The sequence below is a fragment of the Variovorax sp. W1I1 genome (assembly GCF_030815625.1).
In the GTDB taxonomy this organism is placed as follows: Bacteria; Pseudomonadota; Gammaproteobacteria; order Burkholderiales; family Burkholderiaceae_C; genus Variovorax; species Variovorax paradoxus_C.
The window spans coordinates 1,879,821-1,902,699 of sequence record NZ_JAUSWZ010000001.1; the positions used below are offsets into that span (position 1 = coordinate 1,879,821).

The window sequence follows — 22,879 nt, forward strand, 5'->3', positions numbered from 1 at the left end:
AGGCGGCTTTCATACCATGGGCGGCGCTTCAGCACCAATAAAACAAGAGGCTCCTCGACATGCCGACCCTTTCTTCTTCAGCCCCAGCCGCGCCCAGCGCCAACCGTGGCGCGCTTCCGCCTCTGCTGTGGCTCTGCCTTGCCGCCACCTGGGTGGTCTGGGGCTCGACCTACCTGGCGATCAAGTACGCGCTGATCAGCTTTCCGCCATTCCTGCAGATGGGATCGCGCTTTCTCTTTGCGGGCGTGCTGCTCGCGGTGTGGATGCGTTGGCGCGGTGCCGCGTGGCCTTCGCGGCTGCAGTGGCGCAATGCGCTGGTGGTCGGCGCGTTGATGCTCGGCGGGGGCATGGGCGGCACGGCGCATGCCGAGGTGACGATCGGCTCGGGTCTGGTGGTGGCGTTCATCGCGGTGGTGCCGCTCTTGATCGCACTGCTCAATTTGATCTGGGGCATCAAGCCGACTCGCATGGAAGCGGCGGGCATCGCGCTCGGGCTCATCGGCGTGCTGATGCTCACGCAGGGCAGCGGCTTCCAGTCGTCGCCGGCGGGGCTGGCGGCGATTTCCATCGCCTGCATCTGCTGGTCGATGGGCAGCGTGCTGAGTCAGCGCAGCCTGCCGCTCGCGCCCGGTGCGATGGGCTTTGCGAGCGAGATGATCTGCGGCGGCGTGGTGCTGATGGTGCTCGCAGCGGTATCGCGCGAGAGCCTGGTGTGGCCCCCGGCGCCCGAGGCCGTCTGGGCCTGGCTGTACCTGGTGGTGTTCGGTTCGCTGATCGCTTTCAACGCCTACATGGTGCTGCTCGCGAAGGCGCCGGCCGCGCTGGCGGCGAGCTACACCTTCGTGAACCCGGTGATCGCGATGCTGCTGGGCGTGTGGATTGCCAACGAAACCGTCACCCGCTTCGAGTGGTACGCGGTGGCGGTCGTGCTGGCGGGGGTGCTGTTGCTGCTCTTCAAGCGTCCGAAGAAGGCTTGAAGCGCTGAACGCCTTCAGGTGCCCGGACGGCGCCAGAACGCGAGCGTGGCTGCCAACAGCCACATGCCGGCCGCGCAACTGCGGTTCAGCACCTTGAGGCCGCGGCGCGAAAGCCAGCGCACGGCCTGCGTGCCGGCGGCTGCGTAGGCCAGCATCACGCAGGTGTCGAGCACCACGAAGATCGCGCCGAGCAGCAAGTACTGCGGACCTTGCGGCTGGGTGATGTCGATGAACTGCGGCAGGAAGGCCGCGAAGAACAGCACCGTCTTCGGATTCGACAGCGCCACGAGCAGGCTGCGCATCAGCGCCACGCGGCCATGCGGTCGGGCCTCTGTGGCGGACTGGGCCAGCGCCGTGCCGAGGTCGGTCGCTTCGCTGCGCCAGAGCTTGATGCCGAGCCAGACGAGGTAGGCAACGCCCGCGATGCGGATCGCGTTGAACAGCACTTCCGATGCCGCGAGCAGCGAGCCCAGCCCGAGCGCAACGACCGCGATCAGCGTGATGCTGCCGAGCGACGCGCCTGCGATGCCCCAGCTCGCGCGCCTCATGCCGCCGTCGATGCCGTTGGACAGCGCCAGCAGCATCGTAGGGCCGGGAATCACGGCGAGGGCGAGTGACGCGACGACATAGATCAAAAGGGTGTCGAGTGTCATGGCTTGGGGGCGGCTTTTTCGCGTTGCTCGGCAGCGGCGCGGGCGCGCGCCAAGGCGGCTTCGACGATGGAGCGCTTGCGCGTGTCGGCGGCTTGCGGCTCGGCGACGGCGGGGGCCGGCTCAGCCTCGCGCTTCGCAGTGGCGCGGTGCTGGCCGTGGAGCTTGTAGCGCTGCAGCGCGGCTTCGGCCTGTGCCTCTGACCACGCCTGCCAGCCGCTGCGGCCCGGCGTTTCGACTTCGAGCGAGATGCAATCGACCGGGCAGACCGGAATGCAGAGTTCACAGCCCGTGCAATGCGCCTCGACGACCGTGTGCATGCGCTTGTTGATGCCGACGATCGCATCGGTCGGACAGGCATCGAGGCAGAGCGTGCAGCCGATGCACCAGGCCTCGTCGATGACGGCCATGGCGCGCGGGCCTTCGGTGCCGAATTGCGGATCGAGCGGCAGCGCGGGGCGGCCGGTGAGCAAGGCGAGGCGCTCGATGCCTTCTGCGCCACCGGGCGGACATTGGTTGATGCCCGCTTCGCCATCGGCCACGGCTTGCGCGTAGCCGGCGCAATCGGGGTAGCCGCACCGTGTGCACTGCGTTTGCGGCAGTGCGTCGTTGATGCGTGCGGCCAGCCCGTTCACAGTGGGTTGCGTGCGCCTCAGCGCGCGGTGCGGGCGCGCGGCTTCTTGGCTGCGGCCACGGGCTTCTTGGCGGGGGCGGCCACAACAGCCTTCTTTGCGGCCGGTGACTTCTTGGCAGCCACGGCGGGGATCTTCCGACCCGGCTTGATCCGATCTTCGGCCGCCAGGCTTTCGCGGGCGCCGGCGCGGCTTTGTGGCTGGTCGTTCGCGGCGATGAACTTCATCAGCTTCGGGTAGACCAGTTCGCGCCAGCGGCGGCCGCTGAAGATGCCGTAGTGGCCCGCGCCCTTGACTTCGTAGTGCTCGCGCTTCGAGTCGGCGACGCCGGTGCACAGGCTGTGCGCGGCTTCGGTCTGGCCGGAGCCGGAGATGTCGTCCAGTTCGCCTTCGACCGTCAGCAGCGCGGCGGTGCGGATGTCCTGCGGACGCACGCGCTCGATCTGGCCTTCGGGGTTCTTCACGTCCCAGGTGCCGTTCACGAGTTCGAACTGCTGGAACACGGTGCGGATGGTGTCGAGGTAGTAATCGGCGTCCATGTCGAGCACGGCGTTGTACTCGTCGTAGAACTTGCGGTGGGCCTCGGCGCTGGCGTCGTCGCCCTTGATCAGGTCCTTGAAGTAATCGTAGTGGCTCGATGCATGGCGGTCGGGGTTCATCGCGACGAAGCCGGTGTGCTGCAGGAAGCCCGGATACACACGGCGGCCTTCACCCGGGAAGCCTTGCGGCACGCGGTAGATCACGTTGTTCTCGAACCATTCGTAGCTCTTGTTCATCGCGAGGTTGTTGACCGCGGTGGGCGACTTGCGGGCGTCGATCGGGCCGCCCATCATCGTCAGCGTGAGCGGCAGCGGTTCCTTGCGGCTGGCCATGAGCGACACGGCCGCGAGCACCGGCACAGTGGGCTGGCACACGCTCACCACGTGGCAGTTGCCGTACTCGGCCTGCAGGCGGCGGATGAACTCCTGCACGTAGTTGATGTAGTCGTCGAGGTGGAATTCGCCTTCCGACATCGGCACGAGGCGCGCGTTCTTCCAGTCGGTGATGTAGACCTTGTGGTCCTGCAGCATGGTGCGCACGGTGTCGCGCAAGAGCGTGGCGTAGTGCCCCGACAGCGGCGCGACGATCAGCACCACGGGCTGGCTCTTGAGCGTCTTGAGGATGTGCGGCTCGTCGGTGAAGCGCTTGAAGCGGCGCAGTTCACAGAAAGGCTTGTCGAGCTCCACGGCCTCCTGGATGACGACCTCTTCACCATCGACCTTCACCGACTTGATGTTGAACTCGGGCTTTTCGTAATCCTTGCCGAGGCGATAGAGCAGGTCGTAGCCGGCGGCCATGCGCTGTGCCATCGGCAGTTGGCCCCACACGGCGCCCTGGCCGTAGAGCTTGGAGGCCGCCTGCGCGAAGTCCGAAAAAGGCTCCATCAGGGAACGCTGGGCTTCGTAGAGTTGATAGAGCATCGCTGGTCTTGGAGTGGAATGTTGCGGTGCAATATATCAGTGCATCTGCGGGCACGCAGGGGGCCTAACCCCTAGTCCGACCCGGCCGCGTGGGCCCTTCTGGCGAAAGGTGTGAAGGAATCGTCGGAAGACGGATTCCTCCACACGCTGCTGTCACCTAGATGACTTTGGCGATCGACGCGCAGACGTAGTCGATGTTCTTGCTGTTGAGCGCGGCCACGCACATGCGGCCGGTATCGGTGCCATACACGCCGAACTCATTGCGCAGGCGCACCATCTGGTCCTTGCTGAGGCCCGAGTAGCTGAACATGCCGATCTGCGTGGTGATGAAGCTCATGTCTTCCTTCACGCCGGCGGCCTTGAGGCCGTCGACCAGCTTCTGGCGCATGGCCTTGATGCGCACGCGCATCTCGCCGAGTTCCTTTTCCCACAGGGCGCGCAGTTCGGCGTTGCCGAGCACCGCGGCCACCACGGCACCGCCGTGGATCGGCGGGTTGCTGTAGTTGGTGCGGATGGCGATCTTGAGTTGCGACAGCACGCGGCCGGCTTCTTCCTTGTTCTCGCACAACACCGAGAGGGCGCCCACGCGTTCGCCGTACAGGCTGAAGCTCTTGGAGAAGGAGGTCGAGACGAAGAAGGTGAGGCCGGCGGCGACGAACTTGGCGACGGCCGCGCCGTCTTCCTTCAGGCCGTAGCCGAAGCCCTGGTAGGCCATGTCGAGGAAGGGCACGAGACCCTTGGCCTTGACCGTGGCGACGACTTGGTCCCACTGCTCGGACGTGATGTCGTAGCCGGTCGGGTTGTGGCAGCACGCGTGCAGAACGACGACGGTTCCCGCGGGCGCCGCATTCAGCGCGGCCAGCATGCCCTCGAAGTTGATGCCGCGCTTGGCGGCGTCGTAGTAGGGGTAACTTTCGACTTCGAAGCCCGCGTTGGTGAACAGGGCGCGGTGGTTTTCCCAGCTCGGGTCGCTGATTAGCACCTTGGCGTTGGGGTTGAGCTTCTTGAGGAAGTCGGCGCCGACCTTCAGGCCGCCGGTGCCGCCGATCGCTTGAATGGTGGCCACGCGGCCTGAGGTGACGGGCTCGCTGTCGGCACCGAAAACCAGCGTCTTCACGGCGTTGTCGTACGCCACGATGCCGTCGATGGGGAGATAACCGCGCGCCGAGGGCGCTTTCATCATGTCCTGCTCGGCGGCCTGCACGCACTGGAGCAGGGGCAGCTTGCCGTTGTCGTCGTAATAGACGCCGACGCCGAGATTGACCTTGTTGGGGTTGGTGTCGGCTGCAAATTGCTCGTTGAGGCCGAGGATCGGGTCGCGCGGTGCCATTTCGACCGCGGTGAACATAGACATGGAAAGGTCCTTTGGGATGAAAGCTTCGGTGGCAACCGGACTTGCGCTACGCTTTCCGGTTGCCTTGAATTTTACCGGCGCCATCGCCACCTGTCGGGAACAGCCATGCCAGAGAACACCGAAGCCATAGCAGACCTGAAGAAACTGGACCCGATCGGCCCGGTCAAGCAGGGCGAATTCGTCAAGTATCCCGACTCCCCGTTCGAGCTTTTCCAGCCGTATCCGCCGGCCGGCGACCAGCCGAAGGCGATCCAGGGGCTGGTCGATGGCGTGATCGACGGCGAGGTGTTCCAGACGCTGCTGGGCGTCACGGGCTCGGGCAAGACCTTCACCATGGCCAACGTGATCGCCCGATTGGGCCGGCCCGCCATCGTGTTCGCGCCCAACAAGACCCTGGCGGCGCAGCTCTACAGCGAGTTTCGCGAGTTCTTTCCGAAGAACGCCGTCGAGTACTTCGTGAGCTACTACGACTACTACCAGCCCGAGGCCTATGTGCCGCAGCGCGACCTGTTCATCGAGAAGGACTCCTCGATCAACGAGCACATCGAGCAGATGCGTTTGTCTGCCACCAAGAGCGTGCTGGAGCGGCGCGACACGGTCATCGTGGCCACGGTGAGCGCGATCTACGGCATCGGCACGCCCGAGGACTACACGCAGATGCGTTTCATCATGCGGGTGGGCGACAAGATCGGGCAGCGCGACGTGATCAGCCGGCTGATCCGCATGCAGTACACGCGCAACGAACAAGACTTTGCACGCGGCACGTTTCGCGTGCGCGGCGACACCATCGACGTGTTTCCTGCGGAACACAGCGAGTTGGCGATCCGCATCGAGCTGTTCGACGACGAGATCGAATCGCTGCAGCTCTTCGACCCGCTCACGGGGCGCATCCGCCAGAAGATTCCGCGCTTCACGGTGTACCCGTCGAGCCATTACGTGACGCCGCGCGACAAGGTGCTCGGCGCGGTCGAGACCATCAAGATCGAACTGGCCGAGCGGCTCAAGGAGTTCGTTTCGCAGGGCAAGCTGGTGGAGGCGCAGCGCCTGGAGCAGCGCACCCGATTCGACCTGGAGATGCTGGCCGAGATCGGCCACTGCAAGGGCATCGAGAACTACTCGCGCCATCTCTCGGGCGCGGCGCCCGGTGATCCGCCCGCCACGCTGACGGATTACCTGCCGAAGGACGCGCTGATGTTCCTCGACGAGAGCCACCAGATGATCGGCCAGCTCAACGCCATGTACAGCGGCGACCGCGCACGCAAGACCACGCTGGTCGAGTACGGTTTCCGGCTGCCTTCGGCGATGGACAACCGGCCGCTCAAGTTCGAGGAGTTCGAAACGCGGGTGCGGCAGGCGATCTTCGTCTCGGCCACGCCCGCGCAGTACGAAAAAGACCATTCGGGGAATGTCGTCGAGCAACTGGTGCGGCCTACGGGTCTGATCGATCCCGAGGTAGAGGTGCGTCCCGCAACGCACCAGGTGGATGACGTGCTGGGTGAGATCCGCATCCGCGTCGAGAAGAACGAGCGCGTGCTGATCACCACGCTGACCAAGCGCATGGCTGAGCAACTGACGGACTACCTGGGCGACAACGGCGTGAAGGTGCGCTATTTGCACAGCGATGTGGACACGGTCGAGCGGGTGGAAATCCTCCGCGATCTGCGGCTGGGCACTTTCGACGTGCTGGTGGGCATTAATCTCTTGCGGGAAGGCCTGGACATTCCCGAGGTGTCGCTGGTGGCGATCCTCGATGCGGACAAGGAAGGGTTCCTCCGCGCCGAGCGCTCGCTGATCCAGACCATCGGCCGCGCCGCGCGGAACCTGCACGGCAAGGCGATCCTGTATGCCGACCGGATGACCGACTCGATGAAGAAGGCAATCGACGAAACTGAGCGCCGCCGCGCCCGGCAGATTGCGCACAACGAGGCCAATGGCATCACGCCGCGCAGCATCGTTAAACAGGTGCGCGACCTGATCGACGGGGTCTACAGCGAGAAAACGGGCAAGGAAATGGCCAAGCTCGACCTGGAGCGCGCCAAGGTCGAGGACATGAGCGAGAAGGACATCGCGCGGGAAATCAAGCGGCTCGAGAAGCTCATGCTGGAGCACGCCCGCAACCTCGAATTCGAGAAGGCGGCGCGGGTGCGGGACCAATTGGCGCTGCTGCGCGAACAGGCGTTCGGCGCTTCGGGCGGCGACAACATCGTGATCTTGCCGTCGTAGGCTGGAAGTCCGCGCTCTTCAAGTGGTTGGCGCTGGGGTTTACCCCAGCAGAGTTGAGGGCCTTCTGCTATACTTGACCGAAACACTCAACAACAAAAACTAGAACTTCGCGATGAAGGACCGACTCCTACCGACTGGTTCACCAGCGTCAAGGGTCGGGCAGGGCGGAGACGAAGTCACCGCGGTCCAGGACCACGGTGTCATTTCAACGGTAAGCACTTGAAGGAGCTTGCGATGCGTCTCACTACCAAAGGCCGTTTTGCGGTCACCGCCATGATCGATCTGGCCCTGCGCCAGAACACCGGTCCGGTCACCTTGGCTGCAATCAGTCAGCGGCAGCAGATTTCGTTGTCGTATCTCGAACAGCTGTTCGGCAAGTTGCGCCGTCACGAATTGGTCGAGTCGACCCGTGGCCCCGGCGGCGGCTACAGCCTTGGCCGCAAGGCTGCGGATATTACCGTGGCCGACATCATTGTTTCTGTCGATGAGCCTATCGACGCCACGCAATGCGGTGGCAAGGAAAACTGCCTTGGCGAAGCCGGCCGCTGCATGACGCACGAACTCTGGGCTTCGCTGAACCAGCGCATGGTCGAGTTTCTCGATTCCGTCACGCTGCAGAAGCTCGTCGACGATCAGATCGCCAAGGGCGTGCAGATCGAAAACAAGCCGGTCGTCAAGCGCGCGATCTCGGCCCAGCCAGTGGTCAAGCCGATTCGCGTGAATGCGCCGAATTCGGTTTTTGCCCTCGGCAACGCCTTCGCCAAGTCCTGATGCCCTGAATCGCGGCAAGCGCCGTCGGGCGCTGCCGCGAGAGAAGCCCAGACCAAAGAACAACCCCCCACGCCAGCCCGAGCCAGCCATGGACGTCACTCCTCATTTCCCGATCTATCTCGATTACGGCGCGACCACGCCGGTCGACCCGCGTGTGGTCGACGCCATGATTCCCTGGTTGCGCGAGCACTTCGGCAACCCGGCGTCGCGCAGCCACGCATGGGGCTGGGAAGCCGAAGAGGCCGTCGAAAAGGCGCGCGGCCAAGTGGCGGACCTGATCAACGCCGACCCGCGCGAGATCGTGTGGACCTCGGGAGCTACCGAGTCGATCAACCTCGCGCTCAAGGGCGCGGCCCAGTTCTACAAGGGCAAGGGCAAGCACCTCATCACGCTGAAGACCGAGCACAAGGCTGTGCTCGACACCATGCGTGAACTCGAGCGCCAGGGCTTCGAAGTCACTTACCTCGACGTCGAGGAAAACGGCCTGGTCGATCTCGAGAAGTTCAAGGCGGCGATCCGTCCCGACACCATTCTGGCGAGCGTGCTCTTCGTGAACAACGAAATCGGCGTGATCCAGGACGTGGTCGCGCTTGGCAACGTCTGCCGCGAGAAGGGTGTGATCTTCCACGTCGATTCGGCCCAGGCCACAGGCAAAGTCGACATCGACATCACGAAGCTGCCCATCGACCTGATGAGCCTCGCCTCGCACAAGACCTATGGCCCCAAAGGCATCGGCGCGCTGTACGTGCGCCGCAAGCCGCGCATTCGCCTCGAAGCGCAAATGCACGGCGGCGGTCACGAGCGCGGGATGCGCTCGGGCACCTTGCCGACGCACCAGATCGTCGGCATGGGCGAGGCTTACCGCATCGCCAAGCTCGAGATGAAGGACGACATCGCCCATGCGCGCCGCCTGCAGCAGCGTCTGCTCGACGGGCTCAAGGACGTCGAACAGGTGTTCATCAACGGCGACCTCGAACGCCGCGTGCCGCACAACCTGAACATGAGCTTCAACTACGTCGAAGGCGAGTCGCTGATCATGGGCATCAAGGGCCTGGCGGTGTCGTCGGGTTCGGCCTGCACCTCGGCCAGCCTGGAGCCCAGCTATGTGTTGCGCGCCCTGGGCCGTAGCGACGAGCTGGCCCACAGCAGCCTTCGCATGACCATCGGCCGTTTCACGACCGAAGAAGAAATCGACTACGCCATCTCGACCATCAAGCACAACGTCGCGAAGCTGCGCGAGTTGAGCCCCCTTTGGGAGATGTTCCAGGACGGTGTCGACATCAGCACGATCCAGTGGTCGGCCCACTGACCCAGGCCCGCCCAAGGCTCCACGATTGAACAAAGTTTGAGAGGTACACCATGGCATATTCTTCCAAGGTCATCGACCACTACGAAAATCCCCGCAACGTCGGCTCCTTCGAAAAGGGTGACGACTCGGTGGGCACCGGCATGGTCGGCGCACCGGCCTGCGGCGACGTGATGAAGCTGCAGATCAAGGTCAACCCCGAAACCGGCGTGATCGAAGACGCGCGCTTCAAGACCTACGGTTGCGGCTCGGCCATTGCCTCGTCGTCGCTCGTGACCGAATGGGTCAAGGGCAAGACGCTCGACGAAGCGGCCGCACTCAAGAATGCACAGATCGCCGAAGAACTGGCGCTGCCGCCGGTCAAGATCCACTGCTCGATCCTCGCGGAAGACGCCATCAAGGCGGCCGTGAGCGACTACAAGGCCAAGCACGGCGCCAAGACCGCCGGGTCGGCCGCCGAAGCTGTTCACTGAAATGGCCGTCACGCTGACCGAAGCCGCTGCGCGCCACGTCACCCGCTACCTCGGCAAACGAGGCAAGGGCGTGGGCGTGCGGCTGGGCGTGAAGACGACTGGCTGCTCGGGCCTGGCCTACAAGCTGGAGTACGTCGACGAGTTCACACCTGAAGACGTGGTGTTCGAAGATCACGGCGTGAAGGTGCTGGTCGATCCCAAGAGCCTGGCCTACATCGACGGCACGCAGCTCGACTTCGTCCGCGAAGGTCTGAACGAAGGCTTCAAGTTCATCAACCCCAATGAGCGCGATCGCTGCGGTTGCGGAGAGAGCTTCCGCATCTGATGCGTCGTCGCTGATTGCGACCACAGCCGCCACCATGTCATGTGCTGGCGGTTTTTTCTTGCCATGAACCTGAACGACACCGACTTTGAACTGTTTGCCGTCCCAGCGACTTTCGCGCAGGACCGCGCCGCGCTCGACGCGCGCTGGAAAGAGCTGCAGCGCGAAGCGCACCCGGACCGCTTTGCCGCGCAAGGCGCCGCGGCGCAGCGCGTGGCCATGCAGTGGTCGGTGCGCATCAACGAGGCCTATCAGCGGCTGAAGGATCCGATTCGCCGCGCGAGCTACATCTGCGAGCTGCACGACGCGCCGCTGAACGCCGAGAACAACACGGCGATGCCGCCCGATTTCCTGATGCAGCAGATGGAATGGCGCGAAGCGCTCGACGACGCCGGGAACATCGCCGCGGTCGAGAAGCTGCAGGCCGAGGTCGAGGCTGCGCGCACCCGCGCGCTGTCGTCCCTCGACTGGCTGATCGACGAGAAGGGCGATTACCCCGCTGCCGCGCAGCAGGTGAGAGCCCTCATGTTCATTGAGCGCTTCGGACAGGACGTCGAAGCCAGATTCGATCAGTTGGGACAATAGGCCCTTATGGCTCTTCTTCAGATTTCCGAACCCGGCCAAGCGCCCGACCCGCATCAGCGCCGCATCGCCGTGGGCATCGACCTCGGCACCACGCATTCGCTGGTGGCCGCAGTGCGCAATGGCGTGGCCGAGTGCCTGCCCGACGACCTGGGCCGTGTGCTGTTGCCTTCGGCCGTGCGTTACCTCGACGGGGACCGCCGTCAGATCGGTTTCGATGCGCTCGCCGCACGCGCAGAGGACCCTGCCAACACCATCACCTCGGTCAAGCGCCTCATGGGTCGCGGCCTTGCCGACATCGCGAACCGCGAATCCATGTCGTACCGCATCGGCGGCGACGATGGCGGCATGGTGAAGGTGCAGACCTCGGTGGGCGAGAAGTCGCCCGTAGAGATCAGCGCCGAGATCCTGGCCACGCTGCGCTTCCGTGCCGAAGACACCTTCGATGACGAGCTCTACGGCGCCGTCATCACCGTGCCGGCCTACTTCGACGAAGGCCAGCGCCAGGCCACCAAGGACGCCGCGCAACTGGCCGGCCTCAACGTGCTGCGCCTGATCAGCGAGCCCACGGCCGCGGCCATCGCCTACGGCCTCGACAACGCGAGCGAAGGCGTCTACGCGGTCTACGACCTTGGCGGTGGCACCTTCGACATCTCGATCCTGCGACTGACCCAGGGCGTGTTCGAGGTCATCGCGACGGGCGGCGACTCGGCGCTCGGCGGCGACGACTACGACCACGCACTCGCCGATTTCGTGCTCGCGCAAACCGACGTGAAGGTCAGAAACGACAGCGACAAGGCCGCGGTGCTCGTGGCAGCCCGCGCTGCGAAAGAGGCGCTCACCGATTCGGACGCCGTCGCCTTCCACGTGGATTTGGCCGGTGGCTCTGTGCGATTCGATTTGACGCGCGCACATTTCGATGCGGCGACCAAACCGCTCACGGACAAGACCATCGCCGCCGTCCGGAAGGCCTTGCGCGATGCGAAGCTCAAGGCTGATGACCTGCAGGGCATCGTCCTGGTTGGCGGTTCCACCCGCATGCCGCAGATTCGCGAGGCGGTGGCTGCGTTCTTTGGCCGTGACCCGCTGGTCAACTTGAACCCGGATGAAGTCGTCGCGCTCGGCGCAGCGATCCAGGCCAACCAGCTGGCCGGGAACAACGGCGCGGGCGATCTGCTGCTGCTCGATGTGATCCCGCTCTCGCTTGGCATCGAGACGATGGGCGGCCTGGTCGAGCGCATCGTGCCGCGCAACCAGACCATCCCGACCGCGATGGCGCAGGACTTCACGACTTATCAAGACGGCCAGACGGCGCTCGCACTGCATGTGGTGCAGGGTGAGCGCGACTTGGTGTCCGACTGCCGCAGCCTCGCACGCTTCACGCTGCGCGGCATTCCGCCGATGGCGGCCGGCGCGGCGCGCATCCGCGTGACCTTCACTGTCGATGCCGATGGCTTGCTGAGCGTCAGCGCCAAGGAGCAGGGCAGCGGCGTCGAAGCCAGCGTGGCGGTCAAGCCGTCGTACGGCCTTTCGGACGACCAGATCGCGACCATGCTGCAGGAGAGCTTCTCCACGGCACAGCAGGACATGCAGGCCCGCGCGCTCGTCGAGGCGCGCGTCGATGCCGACCGCATGCTGCTCGCCACGCAGAGCGCGCTCGATGCCGACGGCGACCTGCTGAACGAGAACGAGCGCGCCGTCATCGACGCGTCGATGGCCGAGCTGCGCGAAGCCGCCAAGGGCAGCACCGACGCTGCCGCCATCGAAGCCGCCACCAAGACGCTGGCCAACGACACCGAAGCCTTTGCCGCCCAGCGCATGAACGCGGGCATTGCGCGCGCACTCGCCGGCCGCAAGGTCGAATCCCTCTAGAACAACAACATGCCCACGATCAAGATCTACCCGCATCCCGAGTATTGCCCGCAGGGCGCCGAGATCACCGCGCCCGCCGGCACCTCGATCTGCGAGGCGCTGCTCGACAACCACATCAACATCGAGCACGCCTGCGAGATGAGCTGCGCCTGCACCACCTGCCACGTGATCGTGAGGGAAGGCTTCAATTCGCTCAACGAAGCGGAAGAGGGCGAAGAAGACCTGCTCGACCGCGCCTGGGGCCTGGAGCCGCAATCGCGCCTGAGTTGCCAATCGATCCTGGCGCAGGAGAATGTGACGATCGAGATTCCGAAGTATTCGATCAATCACGCCAAGGAAAACCACTGATGAGCGCAGCGCCGGGCCGCCCCAAGCAAGCTCGCACCCCCTTGGGGGGCGGCGAGGACACGAAGTGCCGAGACTGGGGGCACGCATGAGTCGCCAGATCGTCCTCGATACGGAAACTACGGGCCTCTCTGCCGAGAACGGCGACCGCGTCATCGAGCTCGGCTGCGTGGAGCTGTTCGCCCGCAAGCTCACCGGCAACGACCTGCACATCTACTTCAACCCCGAGCGCGAGAGCCATGAGGACGCGCTCAAGGTGCACGGCCTGACAACCGATTTCCTGCGCGACAAGCCGAAGTTCGCCACGCTCGCCAACGACATCATTGAGTACCTGCGTGGCGCTGAGCTGATCATCCACAACGCGGCTTTCGACGTCGGGTTCCTCAACAAGGAATTCGAGCGCGCGGGCCTGCCGCCGCTGCGCACCTTCGTTGCCGAAGTGACGGACACGCTGGCCATGGCGAAGCTGGTCTACCCGGGCAAGCGGAATTCACTCGACGCCTTGTGCGACCGCTTTGGCGTCGACCGCTCGAACCGCACTTTCCACGGCGCGAAGCTAGACGCGCAACTGCTGGCCGACGTCTACATCAATCTCACGCGTGGGCAGGATGCGCTGCTGATCGACGTGGCATCGAACGAGCCCGCGCAAGGCACCACGGTGGTGGCGATCGACCTGAGCCAGTTCGAACTGCCAGTCATCACGGCGGGCGAGCAGGAGCTGGCTGCGCACGAGGCGGTGTTGTCGCAGCTCGACAAATCCAGCGGCGGCCGCACGCTGTTTCGCCAAAACGGCGGAAATGCTGTGGCATAATCGAAGGCTTCGCAGACAACGCGATTGATTCCACGGCACAGCAACTCGCTGTGCCACGGGCGGTTAGCTCAGGGGTAGAGCACAGCATTCACACTGCTGGGGTCGGAGGTTCGAAACCTCCACCGCCCACCAAAATTTCACGACACGGCACCTTCGGGTGCCGTTTTCGTTGGTGCCGCCGTTTCAGCGAAAGGGCACGCTGCGATAGGGGCTGCGGGCGTCGTTCAGCAGCATGCGGTTCGTGCGCAGCAGGTGTTCCTCGCGCGCGTCGGAATAGCGCCAGATCAGACCAGCGGCAATGTACGCGGCACTCACCTGCGACCAATCGGCATACGCCTCGCGCACCTGCGCGTTCAACGCCCCCGCGAAGCCAGCGAATTCCTCTCGCCCGATGAAGCCGAGCTGCACCGCCCAACGCGAAAGGCTCGCCAGCCGCACGGCATCCCAGGCGACCAGATTGGAGATCTGGGACGGCGAAACCTTGAAGTGCTTGCGCAAGGCATTGACCCAGCTCGGGCTGCCCGATACCAGTTGGCTCAGGTCCGTCACCGACCGTCCGCTTTCCGCCCCCAGCGCGCGGTAGTCCAGGCTCTTGCGCGCCTTGATCTGGAAGAACGCCGGAAACCACGCATCCATGACCAGCCGCAGAACGGCTGGCGTGCTCTGGGTCGCCGCATCGACCGCGGCGATGGCCTGCCAGGTGGACAGATAGGTCGAACGCTGTCCTTCCTCCGCCAGCCACCGCGCCGTTTCCTCGAAACTCTCACGGTCGTGCACGTTCCAGACTTCGGCGATGCCGCCGCGCAACTCGTCGTCATCTTTCCCGGTAACCACGGCATTCACGAAATCGCCGTTGAACGCGGACAGCGGCGCGCTGAGCGTGACCAGCCATTGCTCGTCTGCCGTGAGCGTCTCCGCGGTGCCGAAATGAAGCTTCTCGTTGTCGAGCAGCGCATGCCCGAGCGTGTCTCTGATGCCCATTGATTTCCCTCCAGTTTTCTTGAAACATGAATGCGTCCGGATTGGATGCCGGCTGAATCGGCGTGACGGCGAATCTTAAACAGCAGTTCTCGCCTGTATTTGCACTGTCGGCCCGCGCTGACGCCAAGTCCCGCTGCATGCTGGCTGGCCACTGGCGGCAACCGCATAGAAGGAGGGAAAGGAGGCGACCATGGCTACACATCCCGATATTCCAGCTCCCGTGTCACCCAAGTTGCCGGTGGAGCCCGATGAAGGGCCGAGCACGCCCCCCGACGAGCCTACGGATCCGGAGCCGCCGCCCTCCATCTCGTGAGCCGCTGGGTGGGCCGCGATAAGCTCGCGCCATGGACGAACTCGATTGCGCCGTCATTGGCGGTGGTGTGGTAGGGCTGGCAGTGGCGCGCGCATTGGCGCTTGCGGGCCGGGAGGTGCTGGTGCTCGAAGCCGAAGGTGCCATCGGCACAGGAACCAGTTCGCGCAACAGCGAAGTCATTCATGCCGGCATCTATTACCCGCAGGGCTCGCTCAAGGCGAAGCTGTGTGTGGAAGGGCGGAACGCGCTCTACGCGTATGCGGCGGAGCGCGGTGTGCCGCACCGGCGTTGCGGCAAGCTAATCGTGGCGACCTCCGCCGAGCAGGTTGTCCAACTCGAATCGATCCGCGCGAAGGCCGAGGCCAACGGTGTCGACGACCTCGTGCAGATCACCGCGCAGCAGGCACTGGAGATGGAGCCGCAACTGCATTGCACGGCGGCGCTGCATTCGCCCAGCACCGGCATCATCGACAGCCACGCACTCATGCTGAGCCTGCTCGGCGACCTGGAGAACGCGGGCGGCATGCTGGCGCTGAAGTCGCCCATCACGCGCGCCGAATGCAGCGAGCGCGGCATCGTCCTGATCGCCGAGGACGGAACGGCGCTGCGCTGCCGCAGCGTCGTCAATGCGGCGGGGCTCGGTGCGCCGGCGCTGGCCCGGCGCTTCGAAGGGCTGTCCGCGTCGGCGATCCCGACCGAGTATTTCGCCAAGGGCAACTACTTCACCCTGTCCGGCCGGGCACCCTTCAGCCGTCTCATCTACCCGGTGCCCGAGCCCGGAGGCCTTGGCGTTCACCTGACGCTCGACCTCGGCGGCCAGGCCAAGTTCGGCCCCGACGTGCAGTGGGTCGAGTCGGCCGACGACCTCGTGGTGAAACCCGCCCGCGGCGATAGCTTCTATGCCGAGGTGCGCAAGTACTGGCCTGCGCTGCCCGATGGTGGATTGATCCCGGGCTACGCCGGCATGCGGCCGAAGATATCGGGCCCCGGCGAGCCGGCTGCCGACTTCAGGATCGATGGTCCCGCGTCGCACGGCGTGCCGGGGCTGGTCAATCTGTTCGGCATCGAATCGCCGGGGCTCACCAGCAGCCTCGCGATCGGTGCCCATGTCGCCCGGCTGCTGGCCGATGCATGAGCCATCGCGCGCACAAGTCTGCACACCTGCCGCGCATGAGGGGCTTTTGAGCCTGTAACATGACACCACGCCATATGCTGGCGTGAAGCCGCCGGCGCGGTGCCGGTGCCATCACGGAGGAAAGATTCCAATGAGTGCATCCAACAATCTTGAAGCAGCAGCCGAAGACATCGCAAGCGACGTGCGCGGCGTGTTGGCCAGCAAGGACCTGGATTCGGTTCCCCACATCAAGGCGCTGCGTCAGCGCATCGACACCAAGCTCGCCATCGCGCGCGAACTCGCCGCCGAGAAGAGCAAGCTCGCCGCCAAGAAGGCGCGCGAGGCGGCCACCGCCACCAACGCCTACGCCCACGACGAACCTTGGCAGATCGCAGGCGCCGCACTGGCCGTCGGCGTGCTGGTGGGTCTGTTGCTTGGCCGCCGCTGATCGCGCTGATCCAAGCGCGCACTGCCGGGTCGTTCGTTTCCGCGCGTTGAGCGGGGCTGGAGCATGCCCATGAGGCTGCTCTCGCTACTGGGGCTGAGTGGCCGCATACGGCAACTGCGCATTGCTGCCGCCGAAGGTGCGCTGGCAGCCGAAGACCGGGTGCAACTGCTGCGCATGGCCTGGGAAGACGAGAAGCAGCGCCTGAAGCTGATGCTCGTCCTCGTGGTGGCCGTGCTCGGGCTCACTACGGTCACCGTCGCGCTGCTGTCGGTGGCGGTGGTGGTGCATTTCTGGGAAACGCCGCACCGCATCACGGCCGCATGGTCGGTCGCCGGTGTCTGGGTCGTGCTCTGGCTGGCCGCGGTGGTCGGACTGCTGCAGACCTTGCGCAATGCCTCCAACAGCTTCACTCCGGCACGCCAGGAGTTCGAGCGCGACTGGGCCTGGGTGCAGGACAGTTTCGGCCTCGGCAAGGACCCGGAAGACGAGGAAGCGCCGCGACCCCCGCGCCCGTCCACGCGCGAGGAGTTGCTGGCACGCATGGAGCGTCAACGCGAGCGCATCGCGACGCTGCAAGGTGGCCGCGAAACAGAGCCCGCCAGTCCGGAGCGCGCAGCGCCTCCGCCCAATGAGACGGCTTCTGCCGCCGCATTGCGAATTGCGCGGGCGCATCCGGTGGCGACCGGCGTTGTCGCAGCCGCCGCCGTGGTGGTGCTCCGCCCGAAGCGCCTGCTGCGCTGGGCAGCTGTCATCGCGCCGATTCTTTGGCGCATGCGCTGACGAAGAAGTGAAAGGTCTCAGGCCTTGCTGCGATCACGCAGCAGCGCCTGGGCCGTCTCGCGGACCAGCGCCGGGCCGCGGTAGATGAGGCCGGTGTAGATCTGCACCACGTCCGCGCCCGCGGCGATCTTGGCCCTGGCGTCGGCCGCGCTCAGGATGCCGCCCACGCCGATGATCGGGAAGTCCTTTCCCAATGCAGCACGCAGTTGCGCAATCACGCGGTTACTCGCCTCGCGTACCGGCGCGCCAGACAGGCCACCGGCTTCTTCCGCATGCGGCAGTCCGGCCACCGCCTCGCGAGCCAGCGTGGTGTTCGTCGCGATCACGCCGTCCATCCGGTGGCGTTGCAGTGTTGCGGCAATGACCGCGACTTGGGCTTCATCGAGATCGGGCGCGATCTTCACGAACAGTGGCGCGCGCTTGCCGTGGCGCGTGGCCAGGGTCTCGCGGCGCTCGGCCACTGCGCCGAGCAGCGCATCGAGCGCTTCGTCGCTCTGCAGCGTGCGCAGGTTGGCCGTGTTGGGGCTCGAGATGTTGATCGTCACGTAGTCGGCATGCGGGTACACGCCGTCCAGGCAGGCGAGGTAATCGTCCACCGCGCGCTCGATCGGCGTGGCAGCGTTCTTGCCGATGTTGAGGCCCAGCAGCATTGGCGATTTGCCGCCGCCGCTCTTGCGAAAACGTGCCTTCTGCACATTGGCCAGGAAGGCGTCGAGCCCTTCGTTGTTGAAACCGAGCCGGTTGATCAGCGCATCGCGCTGCGGCAGGCGGAACATGCGCGGCTTCGGATTGCCCGGCTGCGCTTTCGGCGTGACCGTGCCGACTTCGACGAACCCGAAACCCATGGCTGCAAAGGCGTCGATGCAGCGGGCGTTCTTGTCGAGCCCTGCAGCCAGGCCCACGCGGTTCGGAAAGGTCAGCCCGGCCAGCGTGACGGGGTCGTCCACGCGCGGTGCGGAATAGGCGCAGGCCAGCGGCGTGTTCTGCGTACGGGCGAGGCCGTCGAGGGTGATTTCATGGGCGTGCTCGGGATCGAAACCGAACAGGAAAGGGCGGGCCAGGCCATAGAGCGAAGAGGGCAGCAGCAGGGGCATCGGATAATTCTCGTCTCGACTTCAATGAGCCAAGGATTCTCCGCGATGACCGCACCCGCCTCCCCAGCCCCCGCGACCCCTGTCCTGTCCCAGGACGAACTCAAGACCCAGGTCGGCCTTGCCGCGCTGGCCTATGTGGTCAAGGGCGAGATCGTCGGCGTGGGCACCGGCTCGACGGTCAACAAGTTCATCGATGCGCTGGCGACGATCAAGGACGAGATCAAGGGTGCCGTCTCGAGCTCGGTGGCATCGACCGAACGCCTGCGTGCGCTCGGCATTCAAGTGTTCGACAGCAACGAGGTGGAAGAACTGGCCGTCTACATCGACGGTGCCGATGAAATCGATCACCGGGGCTTCATGGTGAAGGGCGGCGGCGCGGCGCTCACGCGCGAGAAGATCGTCGCGGCGCAGTCCAAGCGCTTCGTCTGCATCGCCGACGCCTCCAAGCTGGTCGAGACGCTGGGCGCCTTCCCGCTGCCGGTGGAGGTGGTCCCGATGGCGGTGCGCCGCGTGATGCGCCAGTTCGCCAAGCTGGGCGGAGTCGCCCAGGTGCGCGAGAAGGACGGCCTGCCGCTGGTCACCGACAACGGCCAGCACATCGTCGACGTGACGGGCCTGCAGATCGCCGATCCGCTCGCTTTCGAGTCCGAGGTGAGCCAATGGCCGGGCGTGGTGACGGTCGGCGTCTTTGCCCACCAGAAGGCCGATGTGTGCCTGCTGGGCACCGCGACGGGCGTGAAGACGATGCAGTTCGCCTGAGGGGCGAACCGCCCGGCGTCAGAACTTGATGCCCGCCGGGTTGCCTGCACCCGGATCGCTCGGTGCGGCGGGCGGTGGCGCAGGCTGTGCGGCGGGTGCTGCTGCGGCGCGGGGTGCCGGCGCCGCCTGCTGTGCGGCGACCAGGGGACGGGCCGGCCCATTGCGGTAGCCCGCGGGCAGGCTGTTGCTCTTGGGGTAGCCGGCCGCATCGAGGTACTGCGACCATTCCGCATCACCGTAGCCCTTGAGCTGCTGCGAGCCGATGGTGAGCAGCGGCAGCGAACTCTGGCTGCTCAGCCGCTGCAGCGCCTCGATTTCTTCATTGCTCTTGACTGTGCGTTCCTCGAATGGGATGCCGCGCGTGGTGAGCAGCGTGCGGGCCGCGCTGCAGGGTGCGCAGTCTTCGCTCGTGTACAGCGTGACCGGATACCGCTGCGCCACCTGCCGCAACTCGTAGGGCAGCCCTGCCGTGTTGACCGGTGAACTGGCGCCTTGCGGGGCCGCTGCCGGTTCGGTGCTGGCCGTAGGCGCGCGGTCCGAGAAAGTGACTTTGCCGTTCTTGTCGACGTTGCGATAGATCGGCTGGGCCATCGCACCTGCGGCGACGAGCAGCAGGGCGAGACCGGTCAGGCGATGCGACGGGAATTTGTAAGACGTCAGATACATGTCCCGAGTATCGCAAGCTTCAGCGCTGCATCAAGCAGGCTGGGCCTCGGCCATGCCCTGATGTCGCAGCAATGCATCAAGCTGGGGCTCGCGGCCGCGGAAAGCCTTGAACGAATCCATGGCGCTGCGGCTGCCGCCAGCCTCCAGGATGGCCTGGCGGTACTTGCGGCCGGTCTCGATGTTCGGCTCGCCGTCGGCGCCCACGGTTTCCTCGAAGGCCGCATAGGCGTCGGCGCTCAGCACCTCGGCCCACTTGTAGCTGTAGTAGCCGGCCGCGTAGCCGCCCGAGAAGATGTGGCTGAAAGTATTCGGCGTGCGGCTGAACGGCGGCGAGGGCATCACCGCCACTTCGCTGCGCACCTTGCCCAGCAGCGCCATCACGTCGCCCGGCTTCGCGGCGGCAGCGTGGTATTCGGTGTGCAGCAGCATGTCGAACAGCGAGAACTCGATCTGGCGCAGCGTCTGCAGGCCGCTCTGGAAGTTCTTGGCGGCGGTCATCTTGTCGAAGAGGGCACGCGGCAGCGGTTCGCCGGTGTCGACATGGGCCGTCATGTGGCTGAGCACGTCCCACTCCCAGCAGAAGTTTTCCATGAATTGGCTCGGCAGCTCGACCGCGTCCCACTCGACGCCGCTGATGCCCGAGACGTCGCGCTCGTTCACCTGCGTGAGCATGTGGTGCAGGCCATGGCCGAACTCGTGGAAGAGGGTGGTCACGTCGTCGTGCGTGAGAAGCGGCGGCTTGCCGTCCACGCCGCTCGCGAAGTTGCAGACCAATTGCGCGACCGGCGTCTGCAGCACGCCGTTGTCGGGGCGGAGCCACCGGGCGCGCACGTCGTCCATCCAGGCGCCGCCACGCTTGGCGGCGCGGGCGGAGGGGTCGAGGTAGAACTGGCCGACCTTCTGGCCCGCACGTTCGATGCGATAGAACTCGACGCTCGGGTGCCACGTCGGTGCGCTGTCGCGGCGGATGGACACCTCGAACAGCGTCTCGACGATCTTGAAGAGGCCCGCCATCACCTTCGGCGCGGGGAAATACTGCTTCACTTCCTGCTCGCTGAAGGCATAGCGCGCTTCCTTGAGCTTCTCGCCGATGTAGCTCCAGTCCCAGGGCTGCGGATCGGTGATGCTCAGTTGCTCGGCGGCGAAGGCACGCAGGTCGGCCAGGTCGCGTTCGCCATACGGCTTGGCCTTGGTCGCCAGATCGCGCAGGAACTTGACGACCTGCTCGGGCGATTCGGCCATCTTCGGCACGACCGACAGTTCGCCGAAATTCTTGTAGCCCAGGAGCTTCGCCTCTTCTTCGCGCAGCGCGAGGATCTCGGTGATGAGAGCCGTGTTGTCGAAGGCGGCATCGCCGAACTCGCTGGCACGCGTGACGTAGGCGCGGTAGAGCGTTTCGCGCAAGGCGCTGCTCTTGGCGAACTGCATCACCGGCAGGTAGCAGGGCATCTTGAGCGTGAGCTTGTAGCCGTCCTTGCCGTCGGCTTCGGCGGCAGCGCGCGCGGCGCTCACCACGTCTTCAGGCACGCCTTCGAGTTCGCCGAGCTTGGCGTAGTACGCGAAGGCATCGGTCGCGTCGAGCGCGTTTTCGCTGAACTTCTGGCTGAGTTCGGCCTGGCGTTCCTGGATGTCGGCAAAGCGCTTCTTGGCGTCGCCCTGCAACTCGGCGCCACCAAGCACGAAGTTGCGCACGGCGTTGCGGTGCGCCTGACGCTGCTCGGCGTTGAGCGTGGCGACGTTGATGGCCTTGTACTTGGCGTAGAGCCGTTCGTCAGAGCCCAGGCGGGTCCAGAACGCGGTGACGCGCGGCATCGCCTCGTTGTAGGCGGCGCGCAGCTCGGGTGTGTCGGCCACGGCATTGAGATGGCCGACGGCGCCCCAAGCGCGGCTGAAGCGCTCGGAAGCCACGTCGAGCACCTTCGAGATCGCGTTCCAATCGGCGGGAAATTCGGGCGCCGTCGCGGCCTGCAGGGCGGTCTCGGCATCGGTCAGCAGCGTGTCTACGGCCGGCGCCACGTGCTCGGGCCTGATGCGGTCGAACAGCGGGAGGTCGTTGAAGTCGAGGAGGGGGTTGTTCGTGATGGCCATGAAAGTTACTTTGCGGCGCGTTCGGCGGCTTCAAGGGTGTTGGCGAGCAGCATGGCGCGGGTCATCGGGCCGACGCCGCCGGGCACGGGGGTGATCCAGCTGGCCACTTCCTTCACGCCATCGAAGTCGACGTCGCCTGCCAGCTTGCCGTCCGCCTTGCGGTTCATGCCGACGTCGATGACGACGGCGCCGGGCTTCACCATGTCGGCCGTGAGCAGGTTCAGCTTGCCGACGGCGGCGACGATCACGTCGGCCTGCCGCGTGATGGCGCCCAGGTCTTGCGTGGCGCTGTGGCAGATGGTCACGGTGGCGCTCTTGGCGAGCAGCATCATGGCCATCGGCTTGCCGACGATGTTGCTGCGGCCGATGACCACCGCATGCTTGCCGCGCAGGTCGTAGCCGATCGCTTCGAGCATCTTCATGCAGCCGTGCGGCGTGCAGGGCCAGAAGCCGGGAGCGCCGGTCATCAGCGCACCGGCGCTGGCAACGTGGAAGCCGTCGACATCCTTGGCGGGCGAGATGGTCTCGATGACCTTCTGGCTGTCCATGTGTTTGGGCAGCGGCAACTGAACCAGGATGCCGTGCACCTCGGGGTCGTCGTTGAGGGCGCGGACGCGGGCCAGCAGGTCGGCCTCGGTCATGTCGGCGGGGTAGATCTCCAGCGTGGCTTCGAGGCCGGTCTGCGTGCTGTCGTTGACCTTGTGCTTTGTGTAGACCTGGCTGGCCGGGTCTTCGCCCACGAGGATGATGGAAAGAGCCGGGTTCACGCCACGGGCCTTGAGTGCGGCGGTGCGGCCTGCGACTTCGGCGCGGATGGTTTTGGCGAGGGCGTTGCCGTCGATCAGTTGGGCGGTCATC

The 22,879-nt window shown here is 65.4% G+C and carries 23 protein-coding genes and 1 tRNA gene; 15 read left to right on the plus strand and 9 right to left on the minus strand.

All coding sequences use genetic code 11. The annotated features are described in order from the left end of the window. Positions 1–59: 59 nt before the first annotated feature. Positions 60–977 (plus strand): drug/metabolite exporter YedA, encoded by a 918-nt coding sequence (gene yedA / locus QFZ83_RS08930; protein ID WP_307505183.1) that lies wholly within the window; start codon positions 60–62, stop codon positions 975–977. 14 nt (positions 978–991) lie between these two features. Here the strand turns inward: yedA and QFZ83_RS08935 are convergent, their stop codons facing one another. The 4 genes from QFZ83_RS08935 to QFZ83_RS08950 all read right to left on the minus strand — a co-directional run bounded on the left by QFZ83_RS08935 (position 992) and on the right by QFZ83_RS08950 (position 5,073). Further along, the gene (locus QFZ83_RS08935; RefSeq protein ID WP_307505186.1) at positions 992–1,630 is read right to left on the minus strand and encodes a LysE family translocator; all 639 of its coding nucleotides are present in this window, start codon (positions 1,628–1,630) and stop codon (positions 992–994) included. After that, positions 1,627–2,262: an RnfABCDGE type electron transport complex subunit B gene (locus QFZ83_RS08940; protein WP_013542161.1), complete on the minus strand. Its 636-nt coding sequence runs from the start codon at positions 2,260–2,262 to the stop codon at positions 1,627–1,629. Before QFZ83_RS08940 ends, QFZ83_RS08935 begins: the two co-directional genes overlap by 4 nt. A 17-nt stretch (positions 2,263–2,279) precedes the next feature. Beyond that, complete coding sequence (locus tag QFZ83_RS08945) at positions 2,280–3,719, minus strand: polyhydroxyalkanoate depolymerase (RefSeq protein WP_306878433.1); 1,440 nt, start codon at positions 3,717–3,719, stop codon at positions 2,280–2,282. Positions 3,720–3,876: 157 nt separating this feature from the next. Next, entirely contained in the window at positions 3,877–5,073 is a 1,197-nt protein-coding gene (locus tag QFZ83_RS08950; RefSeq protein ID WP_307505190.1) for an amino acid aminotransferase, read from the minus strand. Positions 5,074–5,178: 105 nt separating this feature from the next. On the opposite strand from QFZ83_RS08950, the gene uvrB reads away from it, so the two are divergent. From uvrB to QFZ83_RS09000, 10 genes are all read left to right on the plus strand, one after another. Further along, positions 5,179–7,296, plus strand: a complete 2,118-nt coding sequence (gene uvrB, locus QFZ83_RS08955; protein WP_307505193.1) for an excinuclease ABC subunit UvrB — start codon at positions 5,179–5,181, stop codon at positions 7,294–7,296. Positions 7,297–7,530: 234 nt separating this feature from the next. Beyond that, positions 7,531–8,067, plus strand: a complete 537-nt coding sequence (gene iscR / locus QFZ83_RS08960; protein ID WP_007828186.1) for a Fe-S cluster assembly transcriptional regulator IscR — start codon at positions 7,531–7,533, stop codon at positions 8,065–8,067. A gap of 88 nt (positions 8,068–8,155) precedes the next feature. After that, a complete protein-coding gene (locus QFZ83_RS08965; protein ID WP_306878425.1) occupies positions 8,156–9,376 on the plus strand; it encodes an IscS subfamily cysteine desulfurase in 1,221 nt (406 codons plus the stop codon). A 50-nt stretch (positions 9,377–9,426) separates the two neighbouring features. Then, positions 9,427–9,846 carry a Fe-S cluster assembly scaffold IscU gene (gene iscU / locus QFZ83_RS08970; RefSeq protein ID WP_307505196.1) on the plus strand — a complete coding sequence of 140 codons (420 nt, stop codon included), beginning with the start codon at positions 9,427–9,429 and terminating at the stop codon, positions 9,844–9,846. 1 nt (position 9,847) lies between these two features. Then, complete coding sequence (gene iscA / locus QFZ83_RS08975) at positions 9,848–10,171, plus strand: iron-sulfur cluster assembly protein IscA (RefSeq protein ID WP_007828190.1); 324 nt, start codon at positions 9,848–9,850, stop codon at positions 10,169–10,171. 63 nt (positions 10,172–10,234) lie between these two features. Further along, the gene (hscB, locus tag QFZ83_RS08980) at positions 10,235–10,753 is read left to right on the plus strand and encodes a Fe-S protein assembly co-chaperone HscB (RefSeq protein ID WP_306878422.1); all 519 of its coding nucleotides are present in this window, start codon (positions 10,235–10,237) and stop codon (positions 10,751–10,753) included. Positions 10,754–10,759: 6 nt separating this feature from the next. Next, complete coding sequence (hscA, locus tag QFZ83_RS08985; protein ID WP_307505200.1) at positions 10,760–12,622, plus strand: Fe-S protein assembly chaperone HscA; 1,863 nt, start codon at positions 10,760–10,762, stop codon at positions 12,620–12,622. Positions 12,623–12,631: 9 nt separating this feature from the next. Next, a complete protein-coding gene (gene fdx / locus QFZ83_RS08990; protein ID WP_013542153.1) occupies positions 12,632–12,970 on the plus strand; it encodes an ISC system 2Fe-2S type ferredoxin in 339 nt (112 codons plus the stop codon). Between the two features lie 85 nt (positions 12,971–13,055). Then, the gene (gene dnaQ, locus QFZ83_RS08995; RefSeq protein WP_306878419.1) at positions 13,056–13,778 is read left to right on the plus strand and encodes a DNA polymerase III subunit epsilon; all 723 of its coding nucleotides are present in this window, start codon (positions 13,056–13,058) and stop codon (positions 13,776–13,778) included. A gap of 57 nt (positions 13,779–13,835) precedes the next feature. Next, positions 13,836–13,910: transfer RNA gene (locus QFZ83_RS09000), tRNA-Val, on the plus strand. A 51-nt stretch (positions 13,911–13,961) separates the two neighbouring features. Here QFZ83_RS09000 and QFZ83_RS09005 read toward each other — a convergent pair. Further along, complete coding sequence (locus tag QFZ83_RS09005) at positions 13,962–14,759, minus strand: DUF1266 domain-containing protein (protein WP_307505204.1); 798 nt, start codon at positions 14,757–14,759, stop codon at positions 13,962–13,964. Positions 14,760–15,103: 344 nt separating this feature from the next. On the opposite strand from QFZ83_RS09005, the gene QFZ83_RS09010 reads away from it, so the two are divergent. The 3 genes from QFZ83_RS09010 to QFZ83_RS09020 all read left to right on the plus strand — a co-directional run bounded on the left by QFZ83_RS09010 (position 15,104) and on the right by QFZ83_RS09020 (position 17,414). Beyond that, positions 15,104–16,207, plus strand: a complete 1,104-nt coding sequence (locus QFZ83_RS09010) for an NAD(P)/FAD-dependent oxidoreductase (protein ID WP_307505207.1) — start codon at positions 15,104–15,106, stop codon at positions 16,205–16,207. 130 nt (positions 16,208–16,337) lie between these two features. Continuing rightward, positions 16,338–16,634, plus strand: coding sequence for a DUF883 family protein (locus QFZ83_RS09015; RefSeq protein WP_013542148.1), 297 nt, complete (start codon positions 16,338–16,340; stop codon positions 16,632–16,634). A gap of 69 nt (positions 16,635–16,703) precedes the next feature. Beyond that, on the plus strand, positions 16,704–17,414 hold the full coding sequence (locus tag QFZ83_RS09020; RefSeq protein ID WP_306878415.1) for a phage holin family protein: 711 nt from the start codon (positions 16,704–16,706) through the stop codon (positions 17,412–17,414). A 17-nt stretch (positions 17,415–17,431) separates the two neighbouring features. Here the strand turns inward: QFZ83_RS09020 and QFZ83_RS09025 are convergent, their stop codons facing one another. Beyond that, the gene (locus QFZ83_RS09025; protein ID WP_307505211.1) at positions 17,432–18,508 is read right to left on the minus strand and encodes a quinone-dependent dihydroorotate dehydrogenase; all 1,077 of its coding nucleotides are present in this window, start codon (positions 18,506–18,508) and stop codon (positions 17,432–17,434) included. 45 nt (positions 18,509–18,553) lie between these two features. Between QFZ83_RS09025 and rpiA the strand changes: the two genes are divergently transcribed. Then, positions 18,554–19,267 (plus strand): ribose-5-phosphate isomerase RpiA, encoded by a 714-nt coding sequence (gene rpiA / locus QFZ83_RS09030; RefSeq protein WP_307505214.1) that lies wholly within the window; start codon positions 18,554–18,556, stop codon positions 19,265–19,267. A gap of 18 nt (positions 19,268–19,285) precedes the next feature. Here rpiA and QFZ83_RS09035 read toward each other — a convergent pair whose 3' ends face one another. From QFZ83_RS09035 to folD, 3 genes are read right to left on the minus strand one after another with little or no spacing between them, the layout of a single operon-like run. Beyond that, positions 19,286–19,933, minus strand: a complete 648-nt coding sequence (locus QFZ83_RS09035; RefSeq protein WP_307505217.1) for a glutaredoxin family protein — start codon at positions 19,931–19,933, stop codon at positions 19,286–19,288. 30 nt (positions 19,934–19,963) lie between these two features. Further along, positions 19,964–22,021 (minus strand): M3 family metallopeptidase, encoded by a 2,058-nt coding sequence (locus QFZ83_RS09040; RefSeq protein ID WP_307505220.1) that lies wholly within the window; start codon positions 22,019–22,021, stop codon positions 19,964–19,966. A 5-nt stretch (positions 22,022–22,026) separates the two neighbouring features. After that, positions 22,027–22,878, minus strand: a complete 852-nt coding sequence (gene folD / locus QFZ83_RS09045) for a bifunctional methylenetetrahydrofolate dehydrogenase/methenyltetrahydrofolate cyclohydrolase FolD (protein WP_307505222.1) — start codon at positions 22,876–22,878, stop codon at positions 22,027–22,029. Position 22,879: the final 1 nt, after the last annotated feature.